Origin of the sequence: Ruegeria sp. ANG-S4 (assembly GCF_000814005.1) — a bacterium.
In the GTDB taxonomy this organism is placed as follows: domain Bacteria; phylum Pseudomonadota; class Alphaproteobacteria; order Rhodobacterales; family Rhodobacteraceae; genus Ruegeria.
Window position 1 is genome coordinate 445,121 of the sequence record NZ_JWLK01000005.1, and the last position, 26,687, is coordinate 471,807.

Here is a 26,687-nt window from a genome sequence, read left to right on the forward strand (position 1 = left end):
GCGAGGGGCCAGCCCCTCGCGCTCCCCGGAGTATTTCCAAAAAGATGAAGGGCCAGAGAGTGCCTTTCGGAAAGGAAGACGAAATGTACAGTTTCGAGTTTGAGAAGCCCTCGACCATTGCGGATGCAGTTGCTGCGCTGGCGGCCGAGGATGCGCAGGCGCTGGGCGGCGGGCAGACGCTGATCCCGACATTGAAGCAGCGATTGGCGTCGCCCTCGGCGCTTGTTTCCCTGAGCGGCATAAGCGAGATGCAAGGCGTATGTGTCGAGGATGACGGATCGGTTTCAGTTGGTGGCGCAACCACGCATGCGACCGTCGCATCCGAGGCCGCGAATACGTACCCCGCGCTTGCGGCGTTGGCGGGTCAGATTGGTGACCCCGCAGTTCGCAACCGTGGAACGATAGGCGGATCGGTTGCCAACAATGATCCGGCGGCTTGCTATCCGGCGGGCGTGCTGGGATCCGGTGCAACGATCCGGACAAATACACGAGAGATCGCTGCTGACGATTTCTTTGAGGGCATGTTCAGCACGGCCCTTGATGACGGCGAGATCATCACAAGCGTCCGCTTTCCGGTGCCGCAGGCCGCCAGCTATCAGAAGTTCCTGCAACCGGCCTCGCGATTTGCGTTGGTTGGTGTCTTTCTGGCGCGCTTTGCGGATGGCGTGCGGGTGGCCGTTACCGGAGCCAGCGAAGATGGCGTTTTTCGATGGTCGGAGGCGGAACAGGCCTTGAATACCTCGTTCAGCCCTGATGCGTTGATGGGCTTGCATGTGAACCCGATGAACATGATCGCGGATCTGCATGGCAGCAAGGATTATCGCGCGCATCTTGTCAGTGTCATGACAAAGCGGGCTGTTGCTGCTTGTAGCTGACTTTGGGTGCGGAAAGTAAAAAAGCCCCGGCGGTCAGTCGGGACTTTTTCTGATTCTGGGTGGCTTGGACGGTTGCCAGTAGGCGCCGGTATCCTCACGAGCTTTCAGGTGCCTTTCGGCGCGTTGACGCGCTTTTTCGCCACCCGCATTTGTCAGATGGCCCAGCAGACACTCCAGTACGGCCATTGCGCCGGTGAAGCTTGAAAAGTGGTGAAGCGTTCGCGTGCTGACCGGAAGGACAACGTCAGGTGAAAGGCCGGGCGCGATCAGGTCGCTGTCGGACAGCAGCACAGTCTTGAGGCCCTTGTTCTGCACAAATCGCATCGCCTGGATGATATCGGCAGAATACGGCTGAACGGTGATTGCAAACAGACAATCGCCGTCGTCGGCATCATGCAAATCATCGATCGCGGATCCCACATGACGCGGAACAAGTTGCAGGCCCGGGTGGGCCATCCGGCCCGCGTAGTGAAAGTAGTAGGCTAGGGCGAAGCTTGCGCGCGAGGCGGCGACAAAACAAGTGTTCGAACCTAGAATAAGGTTCGTTGCTTGTCTGACCTTCGCTGGCTCCAGCACACGCAGCGATCGCGTCACCACGTTCACTTCGTTTCGCGCAAAATCCGCCTGGGCCGCACTGAACGCATCTTTCTGGCGCATGGCGAGAAGCCAATCCTGGCCCAAGCGGTCTTCGCTGTCGGTGACCAGCGCGTCGCGAAAGGGCAGGCGAAAGGCATCAAATCCCTCAAACGCCATGCGGTGCGCGAGACGTACGAGAACATTCGAGCTGACGCCGATCTTCGCAGCCGTCACGCGTATTGGGTCAAGCCCGAAATCCCCGGGATGATCAATGATGTACTTTGCGGCGGCCTGTAGCTGCGCGGGCAGGTCATCAATCTCGCGGCGTAGGCGGTCAGTCAATTGGTTTAGGCGTTGGGTCATTCAAGCAAAAAAACATATGTTATGAAAATGGCAAGTTGAAAACGCCATTGTGCACTGTAGATGGAGTTCAACTGCCGAAAGACGAACGTATGACCGAACGCGACGATACCTTTGACAATGGCCTTGGCGATGACGCTGTGCCGCCGTTTGTTTTGGTTGCACCAAATGGCGCAAGACGTGGGCCTGCGGATCATTCGGAGGTGCCGGTCACGGTGGAACAGATCGTGGCAACTGCCCAAGATTGTCATCACGCTGGTGCGCATGGGCTTCACTTGCACGTGCGCGACAACCGGGGGAAACACTCGCTGGACGCCGGGCGGTATCTGGAAACACTGGCTGAGTTGCAGCGCGTTGTGCCGAGGATGGTGGTGCAGATTACGACCGAGGCGGCAGGTGTGTTTGATGTCGATGCTCAAATTCAGTGCCTGAGGGATGTGACGCCCAATTGGGCCTCGATTTCCGTTCGCGAAATCGCGCGCCAACCGGAGCTTGCGCCGCGCGTTTATGCCTTGTGCGAGGATCAGGGGACGCGGGTTCAACATATTCTGTATGACGCTGACGATGCCGCTTTGCTGGCACATTGGCGCGACGAGGGGATTGTTGCCCCCTCGCAAAACGAGCGGCTGTTGGTACTGGGGCGCTATAGGGACAATCAGCAATCGTCGCCGTCGGATCTGGATCGCTTTCCCATGGATGTATCGCCATGGATGGTTTGCGCGTTCGGATCACAGGAACATGTCTGTTTGCACGAGGCCGCCCGACGCGGAGCGGATGTCCGGGTTGGATTTGAAAACAGCTTGATTGGCCCAGACGGGCAAAATTGGTCGGACAATGCTGCATCGGTTGCGGCCTTGGTGGCCCGGATCGGAAGGAAGCCGGAATGAGTCATGTTTTCCCGCGACATACCAAGTCTGAATTGCCGATCGCTGCGGGCGGCGATGGGTGCTATCTGATCGACGCTCAGGGTCGGCGATATCTGGATTGCGGTGATGCCGCGGTCTCGTGCCTGGGACATTCGAACGAGGCGGTGATCAAGGCCGTGCAAGCGCAGGTTGCACAAATCGCTTTTGCACATACCGGCTTTATGACGTCTGAACCGGCTGAGGCGCTGGCCGACTTGTTGATCGAACATGCGCCCGGAGAACTGGATCGGGTCTATTTTGTCTCGGGCGGGTCCGAGGCAACCGAAGCGGCGATCAAACTGGCCCGGCAATACTATCTTGAGATTGGACAGCCCGACCGGCGGCACGTGATTGCGCGACGTCAGAGTTATCACGGGAATACGCTGGGCGCGTTGTCCGCTGGCGGGAACGCGTGGCGACGGGCGCAATTTGCTCCGATGCTGGTGGACATGACGCACATTGCGGCATGCTACGAGTATGCCGAAAAGCCCGAGGGGGAGAGCAGCTTTGAGTATGGTCAGCGCGTGGCCAACGAGCTCGAGAGCGAAATCCTGCGTCTGGGTCCCGAGACCGTCATGGCCTTTATGGCCGAGCCTGTTGTCGGCGCGACATTGGGGGCTGTTCCCGCCGTCGAAGGCTATTTCAAGCGCATCCGCGAGATCTGCGATCAATATGGCGTGCTGTTGATCCTTGACGAGGTGATGTGCGGTATGGGGCGCACCGGGCATCTTTTTGCGTGCACGGGCGAGGGCGTAGCGCCCGATATTCTGTGTATCGCCAAAGGGTTGGGTGCAGGATACCAGCCCATAGGCGCCATGCTTTGCACCGGTGCGATCTATGATGCGATCCGTAATGGATCGGGCTTCTTTCAACACGGGCACACTTATATCGGCCATCCGGTTGCCACAGCAGCGGCCTTGGCCGTCGTGACCGAATTGACGGAAAAAGGCCTTCCGTCACGCGCTGCTGCGATGGGCGAACGGTTGCAATCTGCGCTTGAGGCTGCTTTTGGACAGCATCCTAACATCGGGGATATTCGGGGCAGGGGACTGTTCCGAGGCATTGAGCTGGTTGCGGACCGGGACTCCAAGACGCCCTTTGACCCTGCCCGAGGTGTTGCGGGTCGGATAAAAAAAGCGGCACTGGCAGAAGGCCTGATCTGTTACCCAATGTCCGGTACACGCGATGGTAAAAACGGAGACCATATTCTGTTGGCTCCCCCCTTCATCATCGAAGACACCGAAATCCAAGAGCTTGTGACCAAGCTGAACCGGGCAATAGATGCGGTGATTTGACGAAAAAGGGCTCCTGCCTAATGGCGGAGCCCTCGCAAACGGTTTCGGATCGCCTTACTTCTGCGGAAGCGGGCCGATCATCATGATCATCTGACGGCCTTCCATCTTCGGCATGTTCTCGACCTTGCCAATTTCCTTGATGTCTTCGGCGACGCGTTCCAGCAATTCACGACCCAGGTTCTGGTGCGCCATCTCGCGGCCCCGGAAGCGCAGGGTGACTTTGACCTTGTCGCCCTTTTCCAGAAATTTCACGACGTTCTTCATCTTGACGTCATAGTCATGGGTGTCGGTGTTGGGTCGGAATTTGACCTCTTTCACCTCGATGACTTTCTGCTTCTTGCGGGCTTCGCTTTCGCGTTTCTGCTGCTCATACTTGAACTTGCCAAAATCCATGATCTTGCAAACCGGCGGGTTCGCATTCGGTGAAATCTCAACCAGATCGAGGCCAGCGTCAGCGGCAAGTTGCATGGCTTTGGCGGGATGAACCACCCCGACATTGTCGCCGTCTGCGCCAATCAGGCGGATTTCGGGGGCACGGATTTTATCATTGACGCGCGGTCCGGTATCTCTCTGCGGGGGCGCGTTATGTGGTCTGCGGGCTATGGGTTCATTCCTTTGATGATTGCAGAAATTCGAGCCCGGAATTTAGACCGCCCCGCGCGCCGATTCAAGCGGCATAACGGTCAGACCACCCGAATTTTCCGGCTTTTGTCAGGGGTTTTGGCCGAACCGCGCCCGTTTGAGCGCGGCCGGAGATAACTGTCAGCCGACAAACGCCTTTTCGACCACGAATTCCTTCGGTTCCGAGTTGGCGCCTTCGCGCAGGCCGAACTCTTCCAGAATCTCTTTGATTTCGTGGTTGAAGGCGAGCGAGCCGCAGACCATGGCTCGGTCCGTTTCCGGTGTGATGCCGTCAGCGATGCCAAGGTCGTTGAATACTGTGCCGTCTTTCAGCAGATCGGTGATGCGGCCCATCTTGGGGCTCTCTTCACGGGTCGTGGTTGGGTAGTACCTGATCTTGTCGGCAAAGCCTTCGCCAATCAGTTCCGCCAGCAACTCGTCCTGGCGGATGCTCTCGATCAGCTGGCGGCCATATTCAAGCTCCGCCACTTCGCGGCAGGTATGAGTGATGATGACCTCGTCATAATCCTCGTAGGTCTGCGGTTCACGCAGCAGCGAGGCGAAGGGTGCAAAGCCCGTTCCGGTCGCGAAGAACCAAAGGCGCTTGCCGGGCAGCAAGGCGTCGTGGACCAGCGTTCCGACAGGTTTTGGGCGCAGGATGATCTGATCGCCGGGCTGGATGTGCTGAAGTTTCGAGGTCAGTGGGCCGTTCTGGACCTTGATCGAATAAAACTCCAGCTCTTCGTCCCACGAAGGCGAAGCGATGGAATAAGCGCGCAGCAGCGGTTTGCCGTTGTCGCCCAGCAGACCGATCATCACGAACTCGCCCGAGCGGAACCGCAGCGAGGCAGGGCGCGATACCTTGAAAGAAAACAGGCTATCTGTCCAATGCTTGACGTCCGTTACAGTCTGGGCGTCAGGCAGGACGGGGGCCTTAACGGCGGTTGCTTCGGTCACGGGCTTCATCTCTGTCATCGTTTTCACTGCCGGTCAGCTAAACCGACATCTCCGTTTAATCTTTGATCCAGGTCAGGAAAAGGGGCAGATTGCCCCGTCGTGTTGCAAACAGGCGATTGTCGGGCTCAGCCGCGCAGGCGAGTCTGATAGTCGTGGTTTTCCCAATCAGCCCGGACGAGCCACTGATCCTCGGGCTGTCGATCCGCCAAGGCTTCGTCGATTTCCACCTCGTCAAACCCGCTGCGGCGGGCCATGGCGTATTGATCGGCCAGCACATGACCTTTGGCGCGCAGGCGGCCGGAATACCCCTTCAGCCGCAGCACCCGCGCAATGGTGAAACCGCGCCCATCCGCCGAGGACGGAAAGTCCACACGCACCATCTGGGCGCTGCCCAGACGATCAATCAATTCATCCGGGTCCGTATCCGACGCCACATCCAGGGCGACAACGTCATTTGCCGCGTCTTCCAACGTGACAAACCCATCGGTCCAGTCATCGGGGCTGAACCCTGCATCCGTTACGATTACGTTCATGTTCTCTCTCCGGCGCGGACCATTTTGCCATCGACAAAGTGGATGCCGCACTCTTCCTTGTTCTGATCGCGCCAGCGTCCGGCGCGGGGGTCTTCACCTTCTTTGACTGGCGAGGTGCAGGGTGCACAGCCAATCGAAGGGTATCCTTTGGCCACCAGCGGGTGCCGGGGCAGGTTGTTTTCGGTCATGTAGGTGCGCACGTCCTCGGGCGCCCAATGCGCCAGCGGATTGACCTTGATCCGGCCTGTGCCGTCTTCGACTTCGAAAAACTCCAGCGCAGCGCGTGTGCCCGACTGGAACCGTTTGCGCCCGGTGATCCAGCCGTCATATCCCGCAAGCGCTTTTTGCAGCGGGAAGGTCTTGCGCAGGTTGCAGCACGCATCCGTGTCCCGCAGGCGAAGCGCGCCGTAAGGGTCGTCGCGCTCAATCTCTTCCGCCTCGGCACGGATGACCTGGACATTGCTCAACCCCAACCTTTCGCTGACCTCTTGCTGGTATTCCAGCGTTTCGGTGAACAGCATCATCGTATCGACGAACAGGACCGGCGTCGCCTTGTTCACCACGGCCGCCATATGCAGCAAAACCACGGATTCAGCGCCAAAGCTTGAGACCAAGGCAAGTTGATTGATCTCATCCAGCGCGCCATGCATGACGTCATGGGCGCTATGATGCCGGAACCTGGCATTAAGCGCCTCGACCTGCTCGGTCAGTTCGGCGCGATCCTTGCCCAGTTCGGTTTGGATCAGGTCAAGCGGCATTGGCCTGCGCCTCGGGGTAAAGCGCCGCCTTGAACGGCGCCATGCCTACGCGGCGATAGGTTTCAATAAACGTCTCCTCGTCGCTGTCGCGCTGATCGAGATAGGTGTCAACGATCCGCTCTACGGCCGGAACGATCTCGTCATAGGCAAAGCCCGGACCGGTACGGTCGCCGATAGCAGCGGTTTCGGTGCCATCCCCACCCAGAGTGATCTGGTAATTCTCGACGCCCGCGCGATCCAGACCAAGAATGCCGATATGACCGACGTGGTGGTGACCACAGGCGTTGATGCAGCCTGAGATTTTGATCTTCAGGTGGCCGATATCATGCTCCAGCTTCAACTCGTCAAAGCGAGTTGCGATCTGTTGCGCCACCGGGATCGAACGGGCGGTGGCGAGCGCGCAGTAATCCATGCCGGGGCAGGCGATGATGTCACTGATCAGGCCGATATTGGCGGTGGCCAGCTCGTACTCTTTCAGCCGCGCGTGGATCGCGGGCAGGTCCGACTTGTGGACATGCGGCAGGATCACGTTCTGCTCGTGGCTGATGCGCAGTTCGTCATAGGCAAACTCTTCGGCCAGATCGGCCATCACGCGCATCTGTTCTGCGGTCGCATCACCGGGTGTCGCCCCATGTTTTTTGATCGAGATCGTGACGATGGCGTGGTCCGCGTTCTTGTGCGGCGCAATATTGGTGTCGACCCACGAGCGGAAGACCGGATCGGTGGTATAGGCGCTTTCGAACGACGCAACCGAACCTTCGCGGAAGGCGGGGGCAGCAAAGTGGCCCTTGATTTCTTCCAGCAGGTTCATATCCGCGCCTTTGAACTGCGGGCGAACCTGCAGGAAGCGTTCGTTCACCTTGGCGCGGATGGTTTCGATGCCGTTTTCATGCACGGTGATCTTGATCCGTGCTTTGTATTTGTTGTCGCGCCGACCGATCTGGTTCCAGACCGAGACGATCGACTCGAGATAGGCCAGCAGATCGTCGAAGGCGACGAAGTCCGTGATCTCTTTGCCGATCATCGGGGTCCGGCCCAATCCGCCGCCCACAAGAACGCGGGCGCCCAGAACGCCATCACGCTCGACCAGTTGAATGCCGATATCATGCGCCTTGATCACGGCGCGGTCATTTTCCGAACCGGTGATGGCGATCTTGAACTTGCGCGGCATGAACTGGAATTCGGGGTGGTCGGTCGACCACTGGCGCAGCAGTTCGGCATAGGGGCGCGGGTCGGTCACTTCGTCCGCCGCGGCCCCGGCAAAATGATCGGCGGTCACGTTGCGGATTGTGTTGCCCGAGGTCTGAATGGCGTGCATCCCAACCTCGGCCAGCGCATCCAGCATATCTGGCACGTCTTTTAGTTTCGGCCAGTTGTATTGGATGTTCTGACGGGTGGTGAAATGGCCATATCCCTTGTCCCATTTCTCGGCCAGCATCGCCAGTTGGCGCATCTGAGCGCTGGACAGAGTGCCATAAGGGATCGCGACGCGCAGCATATAGGCATGCAACTGCAAGTACAGGCCGTTCATCAGGCGCAGGGGCTTGAATTCATCCTCGGTGAGCGATCCGTCGATACGACGCTCGACCTGTGCGCGGAATTGTCTGTTGCGTTCTGCAAGGAATGCCGTGTCGAACTCGGAGTAGCGATACATGTCTAGCTGTCCTTAATTGCAGCCCCGAACCATGGGGCCTTTAAAAGGGGGGAGAGGGCCGGGGATCAGGCCCGGGGCTGCGGGGAGTTTTCCTGTTTGCCGTGGGCATAGTTGGACGGGCCCGTCCGGCGGAAATCCTCACGGAAATGCGTCGGCTCGGGGCCGTTTTCACCTGCCACGGCATCGGCGAGATAGGCGCCAACGATCTTGTTGGCTTGACGGGCGGCATCCAGCAGGCGCACCTGGGCGTGCGCCTCGTCAGTGATCAGTTCCGCGTCCGACAGGTCACGCGACCAGCGGTCATCTTCGGTCTGGTAGATGACATCGCCTTCCAGCAGGTCGTTGGCTGTAACCACTTTGGGAGTAAAAGCACGGGGCATCAGGCGAGCTCCTTGTTGAATTCGGTTGTGGCCCGGGCCGCTTCGCGCGGGGCAAGGCCATAAAATGTCAGTGCGGGGCCATTCAGCTCAGCCGCGGCAAGGTCGGTGGGCAATTTATCAAGATTGGTTGCCAGAACCCGTTGGTTCGGGTGTGACGCATTTTCGACAACGGTCACAGGTGTCGTGCGGTCAGCGCCATGCATGATGAGCCGGCCCTGAATGAAACGGGCGGATTTCTTACCCATGTAAATCGCCGCCACCGAACCCGGTTGCGCCAGCGTGGCCCAATCGTGATTGGCAAACCCTTTCATGTCATGCCCGGTCAGGAACCGAACCGAGGCGTTGCGCCCGCGTCGTGTCAGGCTTTGACCGATTGCAGAAACGGCGGCTGAGGCGGCAGTGATGCCCGGGACAATCGACCAAGGGATGCCTGCGGCTTGGACGGCTTCGATCTCTTCATCCAAGCGGCCGAAAACCGTGGGATCGCCCGACTTCAGACGCACGACGCGTTGGCCTTTTCTGGCGTATTCCACCAGCAATGCGTCTATGTCGCCTTGCTGCCACGACGGCCCGAAACCGGCTTTGCCAACGTCGATCAAAGCGGCCTTTTTTCCAGCCAGATCAAGAACCGCTTGGCTGATCAAACGGTCATGCAGCACGACATCCGCCTGCTCGAAAGACAGCAGTGCCTTGACGGTCAGCAGGTCCGGGTCGCCGGGGCCTGCACCGACAAAGTCGACATGTCCTTTGTCACCTGATGTGTTTCCAAGCTGCATTTTTCAGGTCTCGAAGTTGGTTTGACTTGAGGTTCAATATAGGAAATATTCCCACCAATGCGCCATAATGCGCGACAAATAAGAACGCATGTTCCTGTTTTTGGCAAAGCCGGAACATTGGTTTCGAAACGAGAAGGAAAATGGAATGTCGGTGCGAATAGACGCCACAGACCGGAAAATTCTGGCCGAGCTTCAACGCGATGCCAGCCAATCCCTGGACGAAATTGCGGCTCAGGTCGGCAGTTCCAAAACACCGGTTTGGAATCGAATTCGAAAGTTAAAAAGCGCGGGTATCATAGGTCAGCAAACGGTTCTGCTGGATGCCGAGGCGTTGGGGTTTGAGGCCACGTTCTTTGTTTTGATCCGCACGTCGGAACATGAAGCTGACTGGCAGCGCAAGTTCCTGAAGGCCCTGCGCGATCGCCCCGAAGTGCAAGAGGCACATCGGCTTGCTGGCGACATCGATTATATTCTGAAGGTCCGCGTGAAAAACGCACGGGCTTATGATGCGTTCTACCAAAAACTGATTTCTGAAGTGCGGGTCCACAACGTGACCGCACTGCTGTCAATGGAAGAGATAAAGTCCACAACGATGCTGCCGCTCAAAAGCCTGGTGGACGGTTGATTTGCCGCCGAAGCTCAGGCCGTCACCATCAACCGGGTCAGGCCATGAAAATGATAGGTGTCTGAATATTCAGGGTTTTGCGTAATCCGCAGGTTGGGGCATTTTTCGAACAGCATCGGCAGTGCAATACGCAGTTCCAGCCGTGCAAGCGGTGCACCGACGCAAAAGTGCAAACCCGCACCAAAGCTGGTGTTGGCCTCAATCTCGCGGGTTGGATCAAACGTATTTGCGTTTCTCCAGATTGCCGGATCCCGATTGGCCGCGCCCAGCAGGAGGGCAACCTCATCCCCTCGGGCAAAATGATGGCCGAATAGATCAACCTCTTCATAGGCATAGCGGGTGAATTTATGCAGGGGTGGATCGAACCTCAGGATCTCTTCAACCGTTTTGTCGATGGCGCTTTCGGTGAATGCCGATCCGCGAGCACCCAATGCGAGCAGCGTTTTCACGCCGTTTCCAAGGCTATGCACGGTGGCCTCGTGCCCAGCATTCAGCAGCAGAATACATGTCGAAATCAACTCGTTCCGGCTCAGTTTCTCACCGTCCTCTTCGGCCTGTATCAGGCGGGTGATCAAGTCATCCTGCGGGTTATGCCGGCGTTGTTCGATATAAGCTGCCAAAAATTCGGTGAAGTCCTTGGCGGCTTGGGCCGCGATGTCTTCGGTCTGACGCGTGCGCGAGGCCTGATACATGGCGACCATGGCATGTGACCAGCGCAACAGATCCGGCGCCATACCCTCGGGCACGCCAAGTAGGCGGCAAATCGTGACCACCGGAACATGCGTGCAATAGGCTTGCAGAAGGTCGAATGGTTCAGAGGGAAAATCATTGATCAGGTCATCGCACAGTTGGGCGATATCGGGTTCCATCGCTGATATCGCCCGCGACGTGAACGCCCTGAGAACCAACGCGCGCAATCGCGTGTGTCGGGGCGGCTCCAGCTCCAGCATCGAATGTGCCTCGATCGTCAGCCAGGGGGCCAAATGCGCCGGGCCATTTGTTGCGAGTTCAGGCGGGATCTCGCGCCCGAACCGCCTGTCCCGCAACAGCGCGCTGACGGCACGATGAGACACCGCCGCAACCATGCCGTAATCGTCCCAATAGAACAGATCGCCCTGCGCCCGCGCCCGGTCGTAGAACGGGTATGGGTTCTGGATAAAAGCGGGATCGGTCGGGGATTGCTTCAGCGTCTGCATGCGCCGCACACTTGCCATCAGGCGCGGTGAATGCAAGACCCTAGATCATGCAACGGGTTTTCGTCATTTCAGGTTTTCTGTGCGCGGTCGCAATTTTGTCCGCTGCGGTGTGGACCTATGGCTATCGTCAGGCTTTGACGCAACTCAGCCAAAAGGCAGAGGCCGATTTGGAACTGGCCGCTGACCGATTGAGCACGCAAATGCAGGTCTATCAGGAATTGGCGGTTCTGATGGCGAACCACCCGGTCCTGCGCGATCTGCAGACACCGGCGCAGCGACGCGTGGCCGAAATCGTTTTGCTGGATGTGGCTGACAAAACAGCCGCGGTGAATGTGATGTACATGGATCAGGGCGGTCAGGTTCTTGCATCTGCACAGCCCGTCGCGCGGACCAGCATGGCCGACCACCCGGCTTTCATGCGCGCCATGCAGGGGGCGATGGGCAGCGCACATGGCGTTTCGTCAAACAGCAACGATCGGACCTATTCCTATGCGGCCCCCTCGTTTGGCCCTTCGGGACAGGTTGATGGGGCATTTATGGTCGTGGCCGATGTTCAGGACGTCGAACAAACATGGCGCGGCAGTACCGAGGCCGTGTTTTTCACGGACGCGGACGGGGTCGTCTTTATTTCGAACCGGTCCGATCTGCTGTTTTGGCAACGCGATGAAGGTCAGCAAGGATTGACGCCGCCCAGCGGTGAAAAGGTCGACTTTGCGTCCAACCTTGTTGGTCCGCATGAGTTGTGGAATTTGAACTGGGGGAGATACTTGCCCAGCCATGCACTGCATTTGATGTTGGACCTTCCCGTCATCGATATGACCGCCGAAGTGCTGGTGGACGTTGCCCCGGCCCGCCGACTGGCCGGGTTGCAGGCAGCGACGGTCGCCGCGATTTGCCTTGCATTCGGCGCGTTGCTTTTTCTCGCGACCGAGCGGCGGCGTACTTTGGCGCAGGCAAATACGGTGTTGGAAAGCCGGGTTGCAGAGCGCACGCATGCGCTGACTGCCGCGAACACCGCTCTGCGCCGCGAGATTGCCGAGCGGGAAGAGGCAGAAGCCGCGCTGAAACAGGCCCAAGCCGATCTCGTTCAGGCGGGTAAGCTGAGTGCATTGGGCAAAATGTCAGCGGGGATCAGCCATGAACTGAACCAGCCGCTGATGGCGATCCGGCAATTCGCCGACAATGGCTCGGCCTTTCTGGCGCGTGGCAATGAAGGCAAGGCCGGTGAAAATCTGGGCCGGATTTCAGATATGGCAGCGCGTATGGCACGGATCATAAAAAACCTGCGTGCCTTCGCGCGAAACGAAAGCGAACCAATGGGTCGCGTTGATCTGGTTCAAGTTCTGAATACCGCTGTTGAATTAACCGAAACCCGACTGAGTTCTGAAAATGTTGCACTGGATTGGGAGCCGCCAAAGGCTCCGGTCTGGGTCTGGGGCGGCGAAGTTCGACTGGTTCAGGTTTTTGTAAATCTCATCAGCAACGCGGCCGATGCGATGGTAGACGGGGCGGACGCGAAAGTGACAATCAGATTGTCGCAGCACGGTCGGCCCAAGGTTTCAATCCGTGACACGGGCCCCGGAATCGAAGACCCTGATCGCGTGTTCGAGCCCTTTTATACGACCAAAACTGTTGGCAGCTCCGAAGGGATGGGGCTGGGTCTGTCGATTTCCTATGGTCTGGTGCAGAGCTTCGGCGGCGACATTCGCGGCGCAAACACACCCGATGGCGCTGAGTTCACCGTTGAACTGGATCCGTGTCCCAAGGAACAGGCCGCATGACCCGCAAAGTTCTATTGGTCGATGATGACGCCGCCGTGCGTGAGGCTTTGGCGCAAACGCTGGAGCTTGCCGAATACAACCCAGTGTCGGCGGGTTCGTTCGTCGCCGCCAAGCATCACATTCGGCGCGATTTCGATGGTGTCATAATATCGGATATCCGAATGCCGGGCCGCGACGGGTTTCATCTGCTGAACTTTGCCCGCGAAGTCGACCCGGACCTGCCGGTCATTTTGCTGACGGGCGAGGGTGACATTCCTATGGCGGTGCAGGCAATGGGGCAGGGTGCCTTTGATTTCCTGGAAAAACCCTGCGCGGCCGAAGATCTTTTGTCGGTTCTCAGACGTGCTTTGGCTGCGCGGATCGACGTGCTGAACGAGCGTCGACAGAAGCGGGAGCTGGAGCGTGGTGACCCGGCAGCGCGTTTACTGTTCGGTCTTTCGCAAAAGGCGGAAGACTTGCGTGCCCGCGTGCGTTCTGTTGCTCCGACACGGGCCGAGGTGTTGGTGACAGGTCCAGTGGGCAGCGGGATTTCCAAGGTCGCTGAAGTGGTGCATCTGATGTCATCAGATGGGCAGGGACCATTCGTAAAGCGGCCAGCCGCCGGCCTGACAACAGGGGACTTGGTGCAAAGCTGCGAAGATGCGGCAGGCGGATCATTGTTTCTGGACGAAGTGTCTGCGATGCCAGACGCAACGCAGTTCGCGGCATTGGACATGATCGAGCAGGGATCGCCCGCACGCATCATCGCGGGTTCGACCGCTGATCTGACGGAATTGTCCGAAAACGGAAAGTTCAATGCCGACCTGTTCTATCGACTGGACGTCATGCGGGTTCGCATTCCGTCACTGGCGGAACGACCCGAGGACATTCCGGTCATTTTTCGTCACTATGTTGCGCAAGCCGCCGAACAGGCCGGGATCAACGCGCCGGAGATCACGTCGGAACACTTGGCGGCGTTGATGGCGCAGGATTGGCCCGGAAACGCCCGCTCTTTGATGTCGGCGGCGATGCGCTTTGTTCTGGGCATGCCGGAAGATGCCGCCAAAGCCGCTGATCTGGGACTTAGTGAGCAAATGGCGCGCGTTGAGCGTTCCTTGCTGATTGCAGCGCTTGGGCGGCACAACGGCAAGGCATCAGATGCCGCCAAAGCGCTAAAGCTGCCGCGAAAAACATTCTATGACAAGTTGGCCAGATATCAGATCAGACCCGAGGATTACCGCCGATAAGGCCGTATTCGACGGCCATGCCAGAAACGGAGGGTGAAAATCCCGAAGGGTCTGGGACACGGGAATGTCGCGGTGCGCGATCCGATTGATTCGACTTGGTGATTCGGATGTGTGCGGAATTTCGCACAATAGCGGTTTTTCGCTGTGCGGTTTTTCGCACATTGCCATCAGAGAGAATTTTCGCCGCTGTCGCGATTATCATAACGGTTTGTTAAATAACAGAATATTCATCTTATGGCTGCGGCGAAACAAAACGTTGTGACCAGCAGGCTGATTCGCTTCACTGCGCGCAATGCTCGGCGACCCGAGCGTTCAACAGTGATTTCAGAGAAGTCTGGGAGGATGAAACAGATGAAATTCCTGACCACCGCTGCCACCGCATTGGCCCTGTCGGTTACCGCGACCGCCGGGTTCGCAGCCTGCGAAGATGGCGAAATCGTCGTCAAGTTCGCGCATGTGACCAATACCGACAAGCACCCCAAAGGCATTGCAGCCTCGTTGCTGGAACAGCGGGTAAACGACGAAATGCAGGGCGTGATGTGCATGGAGGTTTATCCGAACTCGACGCTCTACAATGACGACAAGGTTCTTGAGGCGATGTTGCAGGGCGATGTTCAGCTGGCCGCACCGTCGCTGTCGAAGTTCGAAAAATTCACCAAACAGTTCCGCCTGTTTGACCTGCCCTTCATGTTCAAGAACATCGATGCCGTGGATGCATTCCAGGCGTCGGACGCCGGACAGGCAATGAAGGACAGCATGCAGCGCCGTGGACTGCAGGGATTGGCGTTCTGGCACAATGGCATGAAGCAGATGTCAGCGAACAAGCCTTTGGTTGATCCGACCGACGCGGATGGGCTGAAGTTCCGCGTTCAGTCGTCGGATGTTCTGGTTGCGCAGATGGAAGCTATCGGGGGCAGCCCGCAGAAAATGGCATTCTCGGAAGTGTATGGCGCGTTGCAGCAGGGCGTTGTGGACGGGCAGGAAAACACCTGGTCGAATATCTACGGCAAGAAATTCTTCGAAGTGCAGGACGGTATCACCGAGACCAACCACGGTATCATCGACTATCTGGTTGTGACCTCGGTCGATTGGCTGGACAGCCTGGACCCTGAAGTTCGCGATCAGTTTACGACTATTCTGGCCGAAGTGACCGAACAGCGGAACAAGGAAGCCTTTGCCGTGAACGAAGCGGCCAAAGCCTCGATCACAGACGCAGGCGGTATCATCCGTGATCTGAACCCCGAACAGCGTCAGGCCTGGGTTGATGCGATGAAGCCCGTCTGGGACAAATTTGCTGACGATGTTGGTCAGGACAAGATTGACGCCGCTCAGGCGATCAACGCCGGGTTCTGATCCGGTAACAAAGCCGCGCATCCGGGGACTGGGGAGTTATCGATGCGCAGGCCGGGCGGGCCGTAGATTGGCCCGCCCCAACTACTCTCATCAAGAAAATGCGGGGACAGAGAGATGTCTGGTGCGAAACCCGGCTCTGGCGGGCTGGTCGACCATATCGAAGAGACAATGATCGCGCTGCTGTTGGGGCTGATGACTGTTGTCACCTTTGCCAACGTGATCGCGCGATTTGTGTTTAACTCCAATATCCTTTGGGCGCTTGAACTGACGGTTTTCACCTTTGGCTGGCTGGTGCTTCTGGGTGCGTCTTATGCGGTCAAAAAGCATGCTCATCTGGGTGTGGATGCGATCCTGAACATGCTGGCACCTGCGCCGCGCCGTATTCTGGCGCTGATCGCGGTTGCCTGCTGTCTGGTGTTTTCACTGCTTTTGCTCAAGGGATCTTATGACTATTGGGCCGTGTTTGCAGACCTGCCGCCGACCTCGGGTCGCTGGTTCCCAACCGGTTTTGACGAAACTGCGCGCAGCCAGAGCTTCTATGAGGTCGACGATATTCCGATGGTCGCACCGCTGCGGTTCCTGGAAGACCTGATCAATTACGGCGAAGGCTACGAGAAAATTCCGAAGGTCATTCCTTACCTCGTGCTGCCGGTGTCGATGCTGCTGCTGGTGATCCGCTTTTCGCAGGTTGCCGTGCAGATCTGGCGCGGCGAGACCGACCGCCTTGTCGCCAGCCACGAAGTCGAAGACGAGATCGAAGAAGTTCGGGCGCAGCAGGGGGAGCATAACTGATGGACGTCGTTCTTCTTTTCTCGATGGTCATCGGCCTGCTGCTGATCGGCGTGCCGATTGCGGTGGCTTTGGGCCTCAGCTCGACCCTTTTCCTGCTGATCTATTCTGACAGTTCGCTGGCCTCGGTTGCTGGCACGCTGTTCGAGGCGTTTGAGGGGCACTTTACCCTGCTCGCGATCCCGTTCTTCATCCTTGCGTCGTCCTTCATGACAACAGGCGGCGTGGCGCGACGGATCATCCGGTTCTCGATCGCCTGTGTCGGGCATCTGCCCGGAGGCTTGGCGATTGCAGGTGTGTTCGCCTGTATGCTGTTTGCGGCGCTGTCCGGGTCATCTCCGGCGACTGTGGTGGCGATTGGTTCCATCGTGATCGCCGGTATGCGGCAGGTGGGCTATTCCAAGGAATTTGCCGCTGGCGTGATCTGCAACGCAGGCACATTGGGTATCCTGATCCCGCCCTCCATCGTGATGGTTGTCTATGCCGCCGCTGTGGAAGTGTCGGTTGGCAGGATGTTCCTTGCGGGTGTCATACCCGGTTTGATGGCGGGTCTGATGCTGATGGTCACGATCTACGTCATGGCCAAGGTCAAAGACCTGCCCAAGGGAGATTGGAAGGGCTGGGGCGAAATCTTCACGTCAGCGCGCGAAGCGGGCTGGGGCCTGTTCCTGATCGTGATCATTCTGGGCGGCATCTATGGCGGTATCTTCACCCCGACCGAGGCTGCCGCGGTGGCCGCTGTCTACGCGTTCTTCATCGCCAGCTTTGTCTACAAAGACATGGGGCCGCTCAGCACCGAAGAAGGTACACAGAACCTGCCGCTGATGAAGAAACCCTATGCGCTGGTTACGGCCTTCTTCCACCCAGATACCAAGCACACGCTGTTCGAGGCCGGCAAGCTGACGGTCACATTGTTGTTCGTGATCGCCAACGCACTGATCCTCAAACACGTTCTGACGGATGAACAGGTACCGCAGCACATCGCCAGCGCGATGCTGTCGGCGGGTCTGGGGCCGGTGACGTTCTTGATTGTCGTCAACGTCATCCTGTTGATTGGCGGTCAGTTCATGGAACCCTCGGGGCTTCTGGTCATCGTTGCACCGCTGGTCTTCCCGATCGCGATCGAGCTGGGCATCGACCCGATCCATCTGGGCATCATCATGGTTGTGAACATGGAAATCGGGATGATCACGCCGCCGGTTGGTCTGAACCTGTTCGTGACTTCGGGCGTTGCCGGTATGCCGATGATGGGCGTGGTAAAGGCTGCGCTTCCGTTTTTGGCGGTTCTTTTCGTATTCCTGATCATGGTGACCTATATCCCGTGGATATCGACCTTCCTGCCCAACACTTTCATGGGGCCGGAAATAATAACCAACTAGGCTTGCAAATCGAGCAGCAGGACCGGGCGGAGAGTTCCGCCCGGTTTTTCATTGAAGGCTTGTATCCGGCAATTGAGCCCTTACCTAAAGGGACGAGGACGACCTCACCATCATGGATGATCATTCGGGACGACCCGGATCGAAAGTGAGGTGTTCTTATGCCCTGGATATTACTCTTGTTTGCTGGCCTTCTGGAAATCGTCTGGGCGGTCGCGATGAAACAAACCGCTGGTTTCACACGGCTATGGCCAACCGCGATCATGGGGGTTTCCATGATCGGGTCTTTCGGCCTGCTTGCTTTGGCGATGCGTGATCTGCCCCTAGGCACGGCCTACACGATCTGGACCGGGATCGGCGCGGTTGGTGCGTTCACCGTGGGGATCATGTTCCTTGGCGAGGCTCTGACGCCGATGCGGATTATTGCGGCGGTCCTGATTGTAACCGGTCTGGTTGTGATGAAGCTGGCCTGACCAGATTCAGGCGCTCTCCAACGCGGTGATAATACCCGAGAAGTCGGCGGCCTTCAGGCTTGCGCCGCCGACCAGCGCGCCATCCACGTTAGACACACCGAAAATCTCGGCGGCATTCGACGGTTTGACTGACCCGCCATACAGCAGGCGCACCGACCGTCCGACACCTTCGCCAAAGCGGCGCTCCAGTCGGGCGCGGATGAAGTCGTGCACATCGCCGATCTGGTCCAATGTCGGAACCTTGCCAGTACCGATTGCCCAGATCGGTTCATAGGCGACCACAAGGTTCTCGCCGGTGGATTGGTCCGGGATCGAGCCCGACAGCTGCCCGCCGATGATGTCCAGCGTATTGGCGGCCTCGCGTTGTTCCAGACTTTCGCCGACACAGATGATCGCCGTTAACCCATTGTCCATTGCGGCGCGCGCCTTGGCCCGCACGGCATCGTCGGATTCTCCATGATCTTGGCGACGCTCGGAATGGCCTAGGATCACGTATTCGGCCCCGGCGTCTTTCAGCATCTCTGCGCTGATGTCGCCGGTATGCGCGCCAGATGCCTGTGCGTGGCAATCCTGACCGCCGACGGAAATCCCGGCACTTTCCAAGGCTTGGCCCGCGCGGTGCAGTAACGTTGCAGGCGGGCATAACAAGATATCAATACGCGGCGAAGGATGTAGTTGAGACAAGGCCTGCAACTCGCCCAATGCGGCCCCGGTTCCGTTCATTTTCCAGTTGCCCGCTGCCAGTTTGCGCCGCATCTTCGCCTCTCTCTGATATCGTGATGTTCTGTATCTCAGTTAACACCCCAATGTGCGGCTTACAATTCTGCTTGCGAAGGCGGAGACAGGTTGGCAGGTAATCCGCGCGGCAAACAGGTGCGTCATGATTGAAAACCTCGACCTTGGAAAGTTGGATCAGCAGGACACAGACGAACTGGCAAAGCTGGCGCGTTGTGTTCCGGACGTCGGATTCCTGACCGTAAGTGAAACAGGATTGCGCGCCGAACGGATTAACGCCGTGCTTGATGCATACCGGGCGTTTTTTCACTTGCCGGACGCCGATAAACGCCTTGTCGATATGGCAAAGACCGGTTCGAACCGGGGATGGGGCGCACCGCGGTCGGAACAGGTCGACCCAACTGCCAACCCCGATTTCAAAGAGGTGTTCGATTGTGGATATGAATTGCCACCGCAGGACCCATACGTGACACGAGGTCTGAGTGTGTATGCGCAAAACCAGTGGCCCAAAAACCCACCTGGGTTTCGCGAAACGATTCAGGCGTATTACTCGGATGCAAGTGATGTCGCGATGCGGGTCTTGCGTGCAATCGCAGTGGCGCTGGATCGGGACGCGGGCAGCTTTGACCGGGCCTTTGATACGCCGATGGCGCTGTTGCGGGGCAACTACTATCCGGAACGCCCGGACTGGGCCGGTGAAAACGATTTTGGGATTGCTGCGCACACCGACTATGGCTGTTTGACGCTGTTGGCGACCGATGGCGCACCCGGGCTGGAGGTCCGCATGCCCGATGGATCATGGCAAATGGTCCAGGCCAAGCCGGGCCGCTTCATCATCAACTTCGGTGAGATGTTGGAATTCTGGACTGCAGGGCAGGTCAAGGCGACGCTTCATCGTGTCAAAGGCGGAACACGGGAACGCCTTTCTGTCCCGCTATTTTTTAATCCGTCTTACGATACAGACGTTGCTCCGCCAGGGTCCGGCAAGACAATCAAAGCGGGCGAACACCTGACCCGCCGGTTCAACGAAACATACGTTCATCTTAAAACGGCGCGTTAACGCTCGGCGGCCAGGCTTTCGTCAAATTTGATGGATTCGCCACAGCCGCACGCGTCGACCACGTTTGGATTGCGGAATTTGAACCCGGACTCCAGCAGCGAAACCTCATAGTCGATTTCTGTTCCGAACAAGAACATCTGCGCCATCGGGGCAATCATGACACGCGCGCCATCTTGTTCGACGACCTCATCATTCGGGTCCGCCTCGTCCACGTAGTCCATTGTGTATTCCATGCCCGCGCAGCCGCCTTTTTTGACGCCGATGCGCAACCCGGCATGGCCGCCTGTCTGCATCAGGCGCACAATCTGCTGGGCGGCTTTGGGTGTTATGGTCACGGCTTGTTTGCCGGGAATACCAAACATCTGGAGACTCCGTTTTCTCGCGCTGCCTCTAATCTAAGGCCGACCGAGGGCGGGCTCAAGAGAGGGTCGTGCAAAGCCGTAAACAATTATGCGAGAATACCACGCGTTCAGCTTGCCACGTACCCATTGATAGTCTTAGCCTGCCTGCAGTTCAGGCCATTTATTCACCTAGGCGGAGAGATAATGAGAAATTCAAACCGTGTGCTCCATTCGATTGCCGCATCAGCTGTTGGGCTTATGTGCCTGACGCACGTCGCGGTCGCAGAGACGCAGCGCCATCCGGTGAACTGTTCAACTGCAGAAGGCGACCTGCGCGCCATTGCTGCCGAGAAAAAACATGCCGAAGATCAACAGGTTGAAAGCGTTGTTTCAATTCTGCCTGCGGGGGCTCTGTTGGGGTTGGTCACGGGAACCGAGAACAAGCGGCTGAAGATGTTGTCGGGCGACTACATCAAGCAACTGGACGCGCGGGCAGCAGAAATCAGATCGACCTGCAATGTAAACTAGCGTCATCAGGACCCGCTGATTTGGGCGCGTGCGCGTATGAAAAAGCGGACCGCCCTCGGGCAAGGGCGGTCCGCAATGGGCCCATTGTCATGGGGAAGGCTCTGGTTAAAGGCCCATGCAGTTCGCGTAATAAGTTACCGTGGCGGGCCAGTCCGAGAATACGCCCTCGACCTCGACGTCCTGCGCCAGGACATGCAGCAGTTGATAATACATGCTGTCGTCATTCGTGACGTCAGAGATCGACTGGAAATACCAACCGCCGCCAGATTTCAACGGACCTGAGCGTTCCAAGGTCCAGGTGATCAGTTTCAAACCGGCGTCCTTGGCCTGTTCGGCCCAGACGGACGGTACGATCTCGCCATCCTCGACCGTGACCAGCATCCACATTGGTGGCGCGATATAGTTGACACCTTTGGCATGTAGATCTTTGAAATCATGGGGAAAGGTCGACGGGTCATTGGGATCGAACCCTTCGATGTCGTAGGATGCGTCAAGGAACACCGCCTGTTTGCCGAATTCAGGTTCGGCGTCGATCCAGTAAAGAACGTCTTCCAGGTTGAAACTCTGCGCCCATACGTCAGACGCAGGAACACCTGCAGCTTTGTATTCGTCGATCAGCTTTTGTGCGTAGTCCTGTTGGCTGAACCCTTCAAAGGGCATGTCGACGGACGGTGATTTCAGTTCGGGTGTGAATTTGGCCCCAAGATCGCGAAACAGGGCGATGGACTCGGCATGAGTCATTGTTTTCGCATCGTCCGCAAACAGCGTCGTCCGCCAATCGGCCACACCGCCCTGATAGTCCTCGGGCGTCTTGGCTGTTTTGTCGGCGCTGTCCATTTTAGGCGTAAGCGTTCTGAACTGCGCCAGCGTCAATTCAGATGTCCGGCACTCCGCCTGCGCTTCTGCGTCGCCTTCAGCAGGTGAGAACGGAACAACGCAGGTGTCGGCCAGGTCGCTGGTCAGGATGTCGGTTGTCGTGTGCAGGTCATTCTGCGCGTGGCGGCAAACCAATTCATGATCTTTGGTAAAGGTCACGTCGCATTCCAGAATTCCGGCACCCATGCGCGCAGCGGCGACGTTGGATTCGACTGTATGCTCGGGAAACAGCAGGGGTGCGCCGCGATGACCGATCGAGAAGTCCGACGTCTTAGGCGTTTGGGCCGCGCAGGCCTGCAATGTGCTCTTGAGCTCGCCTTCGGGCAGTTTGTCGATCAGGTAGGCAGGCCGTGGGCCATAGCTGATCTGAGGTGCCACACCGTTGGCAACGGCAAGTGTTGGCAACAAAAGGGCGGCACAAAGGGTTGGTAAGCTACGCATCGTGATCTCCGGGTCGGTTTGCGAGGGCCTTTTGGCCCAGCAATGTGACGCCCCGAAAACGGTTGCGTGACAGTCAACACACTGTTTTGTAACAGTGATGCAAAATCTGTGGATAAGTCGGCGGTTACATGAAGCCCAGTTCAAGCCGGGCTTCGTCGGACATCATTTCCATACCCCAGGGCGGTTCCCATGTCAGTTCAACGTCGACTTCTTTGACGCCCGCGACGGGCTCGACCGCCTCGATAATCCATCCCGGCATCTCTCCGGCGACAGGGCAGCCGGGCGCTGTCAGGGTCATGATGACCTTTACCGCGTTCTCGTCGCTGATCTCGATCGTGTAGACCAGCCCCAAGTCATAGATGTTCACCGGGATTTCGGGATCAAAGACCGTACGGCAGGCATCCACGATGGAATCGTACAAAGGATGCTCGATTGACGAAGGCGCAATAAGGGGCGTGCCTTCAAGCTGTTCGCTGGGGTGAGTCATTGATGCCTCGGGTCTGTTACCTGACGGATTATATAGGGAAAGTGCCTGTCACCGTCCAGAGGTGCCGTGGCGCCCGGTCAGGGGCGCCATCAACGCCTAGTCGTTAATGTCACGGTCAAAGGTCTTTACCTGACCGTGGGGCGAGGCAAACATGCGACGCAGGCACAACCATGCTGCCAGCGAAAGCGCAGCGAAGATCAGCATCAAAACCGGAAGGACCGGGTTGATGCCGGGTATCAGCAACAAGATACCCGTGATTGCGGCACCAAGGGCAAAGCCCAGAAAGATGAACCCGGGCAGGACCACTTCGAGGATGGCCAGAACCAGCGCAGCCGCCAGCCAGATCCACCAGGTCAACCAAAACGGGTCAGACATTATTTGTTTCCTTTCAGCATGTTGAAGGCGTTGCCGAATGCTTCAATCGCGTTCGCGGGAACAACAATGGTCTGCGAGCCCGATCCGGCCCCCAAGGCGTTCAGCGATTCCACCTGCTTGAGCGCGACCTGATATTGCGCGGCCTCCAGACCATTGTCCTGAATGGCCTTTGCGACGACCTGCGTTGCATAGGCTTCTGCGTCGGCCTGGATACGGCGGGCCTTGGCCGTTTGTTCAGCAGCGTAAAGTTCGGCATCGGCCTGAAGCTCAACCGCACGTTTCTGGCCCTCGGCTTCGGTCACTTGCGCGCGGCGGGCACGTTCGGCGTTCAGCTGTTGCAGCATGGCGTCACGGGTCGCCTGATCCAGGTTCACGTCCAGAATTTCCGCGCGGGTCACTTCGATGCCCCAGTCATCAACCGCCGTTTCGACGCTTTCCTGAATACGCGTGATCAGTTGAGCGCGGTTTGACTGTACTTCGTCCAGATCCATTTTACCGATCTCGGCGCGAACGATGCCTGCAACAGTGGTGGCAATCGCACCATCGACGTCGCGAATACGGTACACCGTCTTTTCAGGTTCGAGGATTCGATAAAAGACCGAGGTGTCGATCTGCACAAGTACGTTGTCTTTTGTGATCGCGTCCTGCGTTGCGTTGGGCAACTGACGCTCCAAGATGGATATCTTGTGACGTGCAACATCCAGAAAAGGAACGATAAAGTTGATGCCGGGGCCGAGGACCGAGTGCAGCCGGCCAAACCGTTCAACAACGTATTTCTCGGATTGCGGAACGATTTTGATGCCTTTGAAAATGACAGCGATGATGAAGGCCGCTGCCAGCAGGTAAATGATGTTTGAAGTAAGCAGGCCGATAATCTGTTCTTCGGTCATATCTGTCCTCTATTATTGTGTACTTTGGTATACATATGGGGATTGAGTCGCCATTTTTCAACTTGGGTATGTATTGTGCGGGCGGTGATTCACATCAATGAAATCGATCGTATCAGTGGTATTTTTGGCGATGTGACCGCTTTGCATCCCGGTTTGATTGCGATATCGGGCGGGGATGAAGCTGATAATTGACACTGACCCCGGAATTGATGACGCCATGGCGATAGCCTACGCCGCGGCTGCGCCCGAGATAGATCTGATCGGGCTGACAACCGTTTTTGGCAACACACTGGTCCACCAATCCAGCCGCAATGCGCGATTTCTGTTGGACAAGCTGAATTTGCCTGTGCCGGTGGCTGAGGGTGCGCATTGGGCTTGGGGCAGGGATTTTCACGATCCGTCAGTACACGTTCATGGCCCGGAAGGATTCGGTGATGTGACCGAAATTCCGGATCTTGATCAGAACCACCATCAGCCGGCCGCCGAGTACTTGGTGGACATGGCACGGCAACACAAAAAAGAACTGGTTGTGTGCGCCGTTGGCCCGCTGACAAATATTGCCGACGCCATTCGCCTTGACCCCCAGTTCGCGTCCAATCTTGGCCGTTTGGTCATCATGGGCGGGGCCGTTTTCCGTCCCGGCAATGTCAGTGAGTTCGCCGAAGCCAACATCCATCATGATCCGCTGGCGGCACAGGCCGTGTTCGAGACCCCGCCAGAAACTGTGCTAGTTGGGCTGGACGTGACCCTGCAGACTTTGTACCGAAGCGCGGATTTTGAGGCGCTGGCCCGCCAATCACCTGAAATCGGGGGATTTTTAAGCGAAATTTCCGAGTTCTACCTTCGCTTCTATCAGGACGTGGCCGGCGAAGATGGCTGCGGGTTGCACGACTCTACAGCGGTCATAGCCTGTAGCCACGAGCATATGTTCGAGACCGTGGAAACCGGCCTGCGGGTGGTCCAGGACGGGCCGAAGAGGGGGCAGACAATTCCCGATCCCGAAAACCCGCCGATCAGGGTGTGTCGGGATGTTGACGGGGCCAGTGTCGTTGATCTGTTTACACGGCGGGTTACGGCTTTGCCCTGACGGGTTGCAAAGCGGGGGGAGATCAGGCAAATCCTGCCCGTTTCCGCGACCCGAGGCGTTAAGATGACCGACCGTTTCTCTTTTGACCTGAAGGCCACCGACGGCAAAGCCCGGACAGGGGTCATTCATACGCCGCGCGGTAAGGTTCGCACTCCGGCTTTCATGCCGGTTGGTACTGCGGCCACGGTCAAGGCGATGATGCCGGAAAGCGTTCGCGCGACGGGTGCGGACATTCTTTTGGGAAACACCTACCACCTGATGTTGCGTCCGACGGCCGAGCGGATCGACCGACTGGGTGGGCTGCACAAGTTTATGAACTGGGATCGCCCGATCCTGACCGACTCGGGCGGTTTTCAGGTCATGTCATTGGCGGGTTTGCGCAAATTGACCGAGAAGGGGGTCACTTTCAAATCTCACATTGACGGATCCCGGCACGAGCTGACACCGGAACGGTCGATGGAAATCCAGCGCCTGCTGGGGTCCGATATCGTGATGTGTTTCGACGAATGTCCGGCTTTACCTGCGGATCGGGACCGGATCGCCGAGTCGATGCAGTTATCGATGCGGTGGGCCGAGCGGTCCAGAGACGCCTTTGGCGACAGGCCCGGACATGCCTTGTTCGGAATCATGCAGGGCGGGTTGGAACAAGACCTGCGCGAAGAAAGCGCCGGGGCATTGAAAGCCATCGGTTTCGAAGGGTACGCCATTGGTGGTCTGGCCGTTGGCGAGGGGCAGGAGGCGATGTTCGGCTGTCTCGATTATGCCCCCGATTTCCTGCCCTCAGACAAGCCGCGCTACTTGATGGGCGTTGGCAAGCCGGATGACATTGTTGGGGCCGTTGCGCGTGGCATCGACATGATGGATTGTGTCTTGCCGTCTCGATCGGGAAGGACCGGGCAGGTCTTCACCCGTCGCGGAGTTGTGAACATCAAAAACGCCCGCCACGCGGATGATCCGAGGCCCTTGGACGAAAACTGCACTTGTCCGGCGTGTTCGAACTATTCCCGGGCCTATTTGCATCACGTGTTTCGGGCGAACGAGATGATCTCGGGTATGTTGCTGACCTGGCACAATCTGCACTATTTCCAGCAGATTATGCAGGAAATGCGCGAGGCTATCGCCGCCGGAACGTTCGAGGCATGGCAAGCCGAATTTCATGCGCTGCGCGAACTGGGTGATATCGAGCCATTATAGCGGGCAAACCGCTTAAAATCGGTGGATATCTTTGCGCGACGCCTTGCAGTCGGTTTGACCTCGGGTCATTCTGGCACGCGTTACATGATGGTGAGGTTGAAAACAGGCGGAAACCGCCCCACCTTTACCGTCCAAGACAGGAGACAGCCAATGGTTGCCTGAAT

30 protein-coding genes are annotated in these 26,687 nt (G+C 57.8%); 15 read left to right on the forward strand and 15 right to left on the reverse strand.

The annotated features are described in order from the left end of the window. Positions 1-83: 83 nt before the first annotated feature. Positions 84-875: an FAD binding domain-containing protein gene (locus tag RA28_RS15065; RefSeq protein WP_039531663.1), complete on the forward strand. Its 792-nt coding sequence runs from the start codon at positions 84-86 to the stop codon at positions 873-875. A gap of 33 nt (positions 876-908) precedes the next feature. Here RA28_RS15065 and RA28_RS15070 read toward each other — a convergent pair whose 3' ends face one another. Continuing rightward, on the reverse strand, positions 909-1,814 hold the full coding sequence (locus tag RA28_RS15070) for a MurR/RpiR family transcriptional regulator (protein WP_039530409.1): 906 nt from the start codon (positions 1,812-1,814) through the stop codon (positions 909-911). An 89-nt stretch (positions 1,815-1,903) separates the two neighbouring features. On the opposite strand from RA28_RS15070, the gene RA28_RS15075 reads away from it, so the two are divergent. Beyond that, on the forward strand, positions 1,904-2,698 hold the full coding sequence (locus tag RA28_RS15075; RefSeq protein WP_052261473.1) for a 3-keto-5-aminohexanoate cleavage protein: 795 nt from the start codon (positions 1,904-1,906) through the stop codon (positions 2,696-2,698). Next, the gene (locus tag RA28_RS15080) at positions 2,695-4,011 is read left to right on the forward strand and encodes an aspartate aminotransferase family protein (protein ID WP_039530410.1); all 1,317 of its coding nucleotides are present in this window, start codon (positions 2,695-2,697) and stop codon (positions 4,009-4,011) included. The genes RA28_RS15075 and RA28_RS15080 overlap by 4 nt, the downstream gene beginning before the upstream one ends. 54 nt (positions 4,012-4,065) lie before the next feature. Here the strand turns inward: RA28_RS15080 and infC are convergent, their stop codons facing one another. The 7 genes from infC to cobA form a co-directional block, all read right to left on the reverse strand. Then, positions 4,066-4,656, reverse strand: coding sequence for a translation initiation factor IF-3 (gene infC, locus RA28_RS15085; RefSeq protein WP_446737317.1), 591 nt, complete (start codon positions 4,654-4,656; stop codon positions 4,066-4,068). Between the two features lie 117 nt (positions 4,657-4,773). Continuing rightward, the gene (locus RA28_RS15090) at positions 4,774-5,607 is read right to left on the reverse strand and encodes a ferredoxin--NADP reductase (RefSeq protein ID WP_039530412.1); all 834 of its coding nucleotides are present in this window, start codon (positions 5,605-5,607) and stop codon (positions 4,774-4,776) included. Between the two features lie 107 nt (positions 5,608-5,714). Continuing rightward, positions 5,715-6,122, reverse strand: a complete 408-nt coding sequence (locus RA28_RS15095) for a DUF934 domain-containing protein (RefSeq protein WP_039530413.1) — start codon at positions 6,120-6,122, stop codon at positions 5,715-5,717. Continuing rightward, entirely contained in the window at positions 6,119-6,880 is a 762-nt protein-coding gene (locus RA28_RS15100; protein ID WP_052261474.1) for a phosphoadenylyl-sulfate reductase, read from the reverse strand. Before RA28_RS15100 ends, RA28_RS15095 begins: the two co-directional genes overlap by 4 nt. Then, complete coding sequence (locus RA28_RS15105; protein ID WP_039530414.1) at positions 6,870-8,534, reverse strand: nitrite/sulfite reductase; 1,665 nt, start codon at positions 8,532-8,534, stop codon at positions 6,870-6,872. Before RA28_RS15105 ends, RA28_RS15100 begins: the two co-directional genes overlap by 11 nt. Positions 8,535-8,599: 65 nt before the next feature. Next, complete coding sequence (locus tag RA28_RS15110) at positions 8,600-8,914, reverse strand: DUF2849 domain-containing protein (RefSeq protein ID WP_039530415.1); 315 nt, start codon at positions 8,912-8,914, stop codon at positions 8,600-8,602. Next, the gene (gene cobA / locus RA28_RS15115) at positions 8,914-9,690 is read right to left on the reverse strand and encodes a uroporphyrinogen-III C-methyltransferase (RefSeq protein WP_039530416.1); all 777 of its coding nucleotides are present in this window, start codon (positions 9,688-9,690) and stop codon (positions 8,914-8,916) included. Before cobA ends, RA28_RS15110 begins: the two co-directional genes overlap by 1 nt. 145 nt (positions 9,691-9,835) lie before the next feature. Here cobA and RA28_RS15120 point away from each other — a divergent pair, with 145 nt between their 5' ends. Next, positions 9,836-10,315: an Lrp/AsnC family transcriptional regulator gene (locus tag RA28_RS15120; protein ID WP_039531670.1), complete on the forward strand. Its 480-nt coding sequence runs from the start codon at positions 9,836-9,838 to the stop codon at positions 10,313-10,315. A gap of 14 nt (positions 10,316-10,329) precedes the next feature. On the opposite strand, the gene RA28_RS15125 is transcribed toward RA28_RS15120, so the two are convergent. Next, complete coding sequence (locus RA28_RS15125; protein WP_039531672.1) at positions 10,330-11,511, reverse strand: cytochrome P450; 1,182 nt, start codon at positions 11,509-11,511, stop codon at positions 10,330-10,332. A 47-nt stretch (positions 11,512-11,558) separates the two neighbouring features. Here RA28_RS15125 and RA28_RS15130 point away from each other — a divergent pair, with 47 nt between their 5' ends. The 6 genes from RA28_RS15130 (at position 11,559) to RA28_RS15155 (ending at position 18,509) form a co-directional block, all read left to right on the forward strand. Then, positions 11,559-13,292 (forward strand): sensor histidine kinase, encoded by a 1,734-nt coding sequence (locus RA28_RS15130; protein ID WP_039530418.1) that lies wholly within the window; start codon positions 11,559-11,561, stop codon positions 13,290-13,292. After that, positions 13,289-14,518: a sigma-54-dependent transcriptional regulator gene (locus RA28_RS15135; RefSeq protein WP_039530420.1), complete on the forward strand. Its 1,230-nt coding sequence runs from the start codon at positions 13,289-13,291 to the stop codon at positions 14,516-14,518. The genes RA28_RS15130 and RA28_RS15135 overlap by 4 nt, the downstream gene beginning before the upstream one ends. A 351-nt stretch (positions 14,519-14,869) precedes the next feature. Next, the gene (locus tag RA28_RS15140) at positions 14,870-15,871 is read left to right on the forward strand and encodes a DctP family TRAP transporter solute-binding subunit (RefSeq protein WP_039531675.1); all 1,002 of its coding nucleotides are present in this window, start codon (positions 14,870-14,872) and stop codon (positions 15,869-15,871) included. A gap of 114 nt (positions 15,872-15,985) precedes the next feature. Next, on the forward strand, positions 15,986-16,663 hold the full coding sequence (locus RA28_RS15145) for a TRAP transporter small permease (RefSeq protein ID WP_039530423.1): 678 nt from the start codon (positions 15,986-15,988) through the stop codon (positions 16,661-16,663). Continuing rightward, on the forward strand, positions 16,663-18,039 hold the full coding sequence (locus RA28_RS15150; RefSeq protein WP_039530426.1) for a TRAP transporter large permease: 1,377 nt from the start codon (positions 16,663-16,665) through the stop codon (positions 18,037-18,039). Before RA28_RS15145 ends, RA28_RS15150 begins: the two co-directional genes overlap by 1 nt. Before the next feature lie 158 nt (positions 18,040-18,197). Then, positions 18,198-18,509, forward strand: a complete 312-nt coding sequence (locus tag RA28_RS15155; RefSeq protein WP_039530428.1) for a DMT family transporter — start codon at positions 18,198-18,200, stop codon at positions 18,507-18,509. Between the two features lie 6 nt (positions 18,510-18,515). On the opposite strand, the gene tpiA is transcribed toward RA28_RS15155, so the two are convergent. After that, entirely contained in the window at positions 18,516-19,265 is a 750-nt protein-coding gene (tpiA, locus tag RA28_RS15160) for a triose-phosphate isomerase (protein WP_039530431.1), read from the reverse strand. A 124-nt stretch (positions 19,266-19,389) separates the two neighbouring features. Between tpiA and RA28_RS15165 the strand changes: the two genes are divergently transcribed. Then, positions 19,390-20,304: an isopenicillin N synthase family dioxygenase gene (locus RA28_RS15165; RefSeq protein ID WP_039531677.1), complete on the forward strand. Its 915-nt coding sequence runs from the start codon at positions 19,390-19,392 to the stop codon at positions 20,302-20,304. Here RA28_RS15165 and RA28_RS15170 read toward each other — a convergent pair. Next, entirely contained in the window at positions 20,301-20,666 is a 366-nt protein-coding gene (locus RA28_RS15170) for a HesB/IscA family protein (RefSeq protein ID WP_039530433.1), read from the reverse strand. The two genes, RA28_RS15165 and RA28_RS15170, sit on opposite strands and share 4 nt — an antisense overlap. A 183-nt stretch (positions 20,667-20,849) precedes the next feature. On the opposite strand from RA28_RS15170, the gene RA28_RS15175 reads away from it, so the two are divergent. Further along, positions 20,850-21,173, forward strand: coding sequence for a hypothetical protein (locus RA28_RS15175; RefSeq protein WP_052261475.1), 324 nt, complete (start codon positions 20,850-20,852; stop codon positions 21,171-21,173). A 105-nt stretch (positions 21,174-21,278) separates the two neighbouring features. On the opposite strand, the gene RA28_RS15180 is transcribed toward RA28_RS15175, so the two are convergent. The 4 genes from RA28_RS15180 to RA28_RS15195 all read right to left on the reverse strand — a co-directional run bounded on the left by RA28_RS15180 (position 21,279) and on the right by RA28_RS15195 (position 24,242). Continuing rightward, positions 21,279-22,490: a glycerophosphodiester phosphodiesterase family protein gene (locus RA28_RS15180; RefSeq protein WP_039530435.1), complete on the reverse strand. Its 1,212-nt coding sequence runs from the start codon at positions 22,488-22,490 to the stop codon at positions 21,279-21,281. Between the two features lie 124 nt (positions 22,491-22,614). After that, the gene (locus tag RA28_RS15185) at positions 22,615-22,977 is read right to left on the reverse strand and encodes an SUF system Fe-S cluster assembly protein (protein ID WP_039530437.1); all 363 of its coding nucleotides are present in this window, start codon (positions 22,975-22,977) and stop codon (positions 22,615-22,617) included. A gap of 96 nt (positions 22,978-23,073) precedes the next feature. After that, positions 23,074-23,352, reverse strand: a complete 279-nt coding sequence (locus tag RA28_RS15190; protein ID WP_039530439.1) for an NfeD family protein — start codon at positions 23,350-23,352, stop codon at positions 23,074-23,076. After that, positions 23,352-24,242, reverse strand: a complete 891-nt coding sequence (locus tag RA28_RS15195; RefSeq protein ID WP_039530441.1) for an SPFH domain-containing protein — start codon at positions 24,240-24,242, stop codon at positions 23,352-23,354. Before RA28_RS15195 ends, RA28_RS15190 begins: the two co-directional genes overlap by 1 nt. A gap of 42 nt (positions 24,243-24,284) precedes the next feature. Here RA28_RS15195 and RA28_RS22835 point away from each other — a divergent pair, with 42 nt between their 5' ends. The 3 genes from RA28_RS22835 to tgt all read left to right on the forward strand — a co-directional run bounded on the left by RA28_RS22835 (position 24,285) and on the right by tgt (position 26,523). Then, complete coding sequence (locus RA28_RS22835; RefSeq protein WP_193747411.1) at positions 24,285-24,434, forward strand: hypothetical protein; 150 nt, start codon at positions 24,285-24,287, stop codon at positions 24,432-24,434. After that, positions 24,418-25,329: a nucleoside hydrolase gene (locus RA28_RS15200; RefSeq protein ID WP_039530443.1), complete on the forward strand. Its 912-nt coding sequence runs from the start codon at positions 24,418-24,420 to the stop codon at positions 25,327-25,329. Before RA28_RS22835 ends, RA28_RS15200 begins: the two co-directional genes overlap by 17 nt. A 63-nt stretch (positions 25,330-25,392) precedes the next feature. Continuing rightward, positions 25,393-26,523 carry a tRNA guanosine(34) transglycosylase Tgt gene (tgt, locus tag RA28_RS15205; RefSeq protein ID WP_039530445.1) on the forward strand — a complete coding sequence of 377 codons (1,131 nt, stop codon included), beginning with the start codon at positions 25,393-25,395 and terminating at the stop codon, positions 26,521-26,523. Positions 26,524-26,687: the final 164 nt, after the last annotated feature.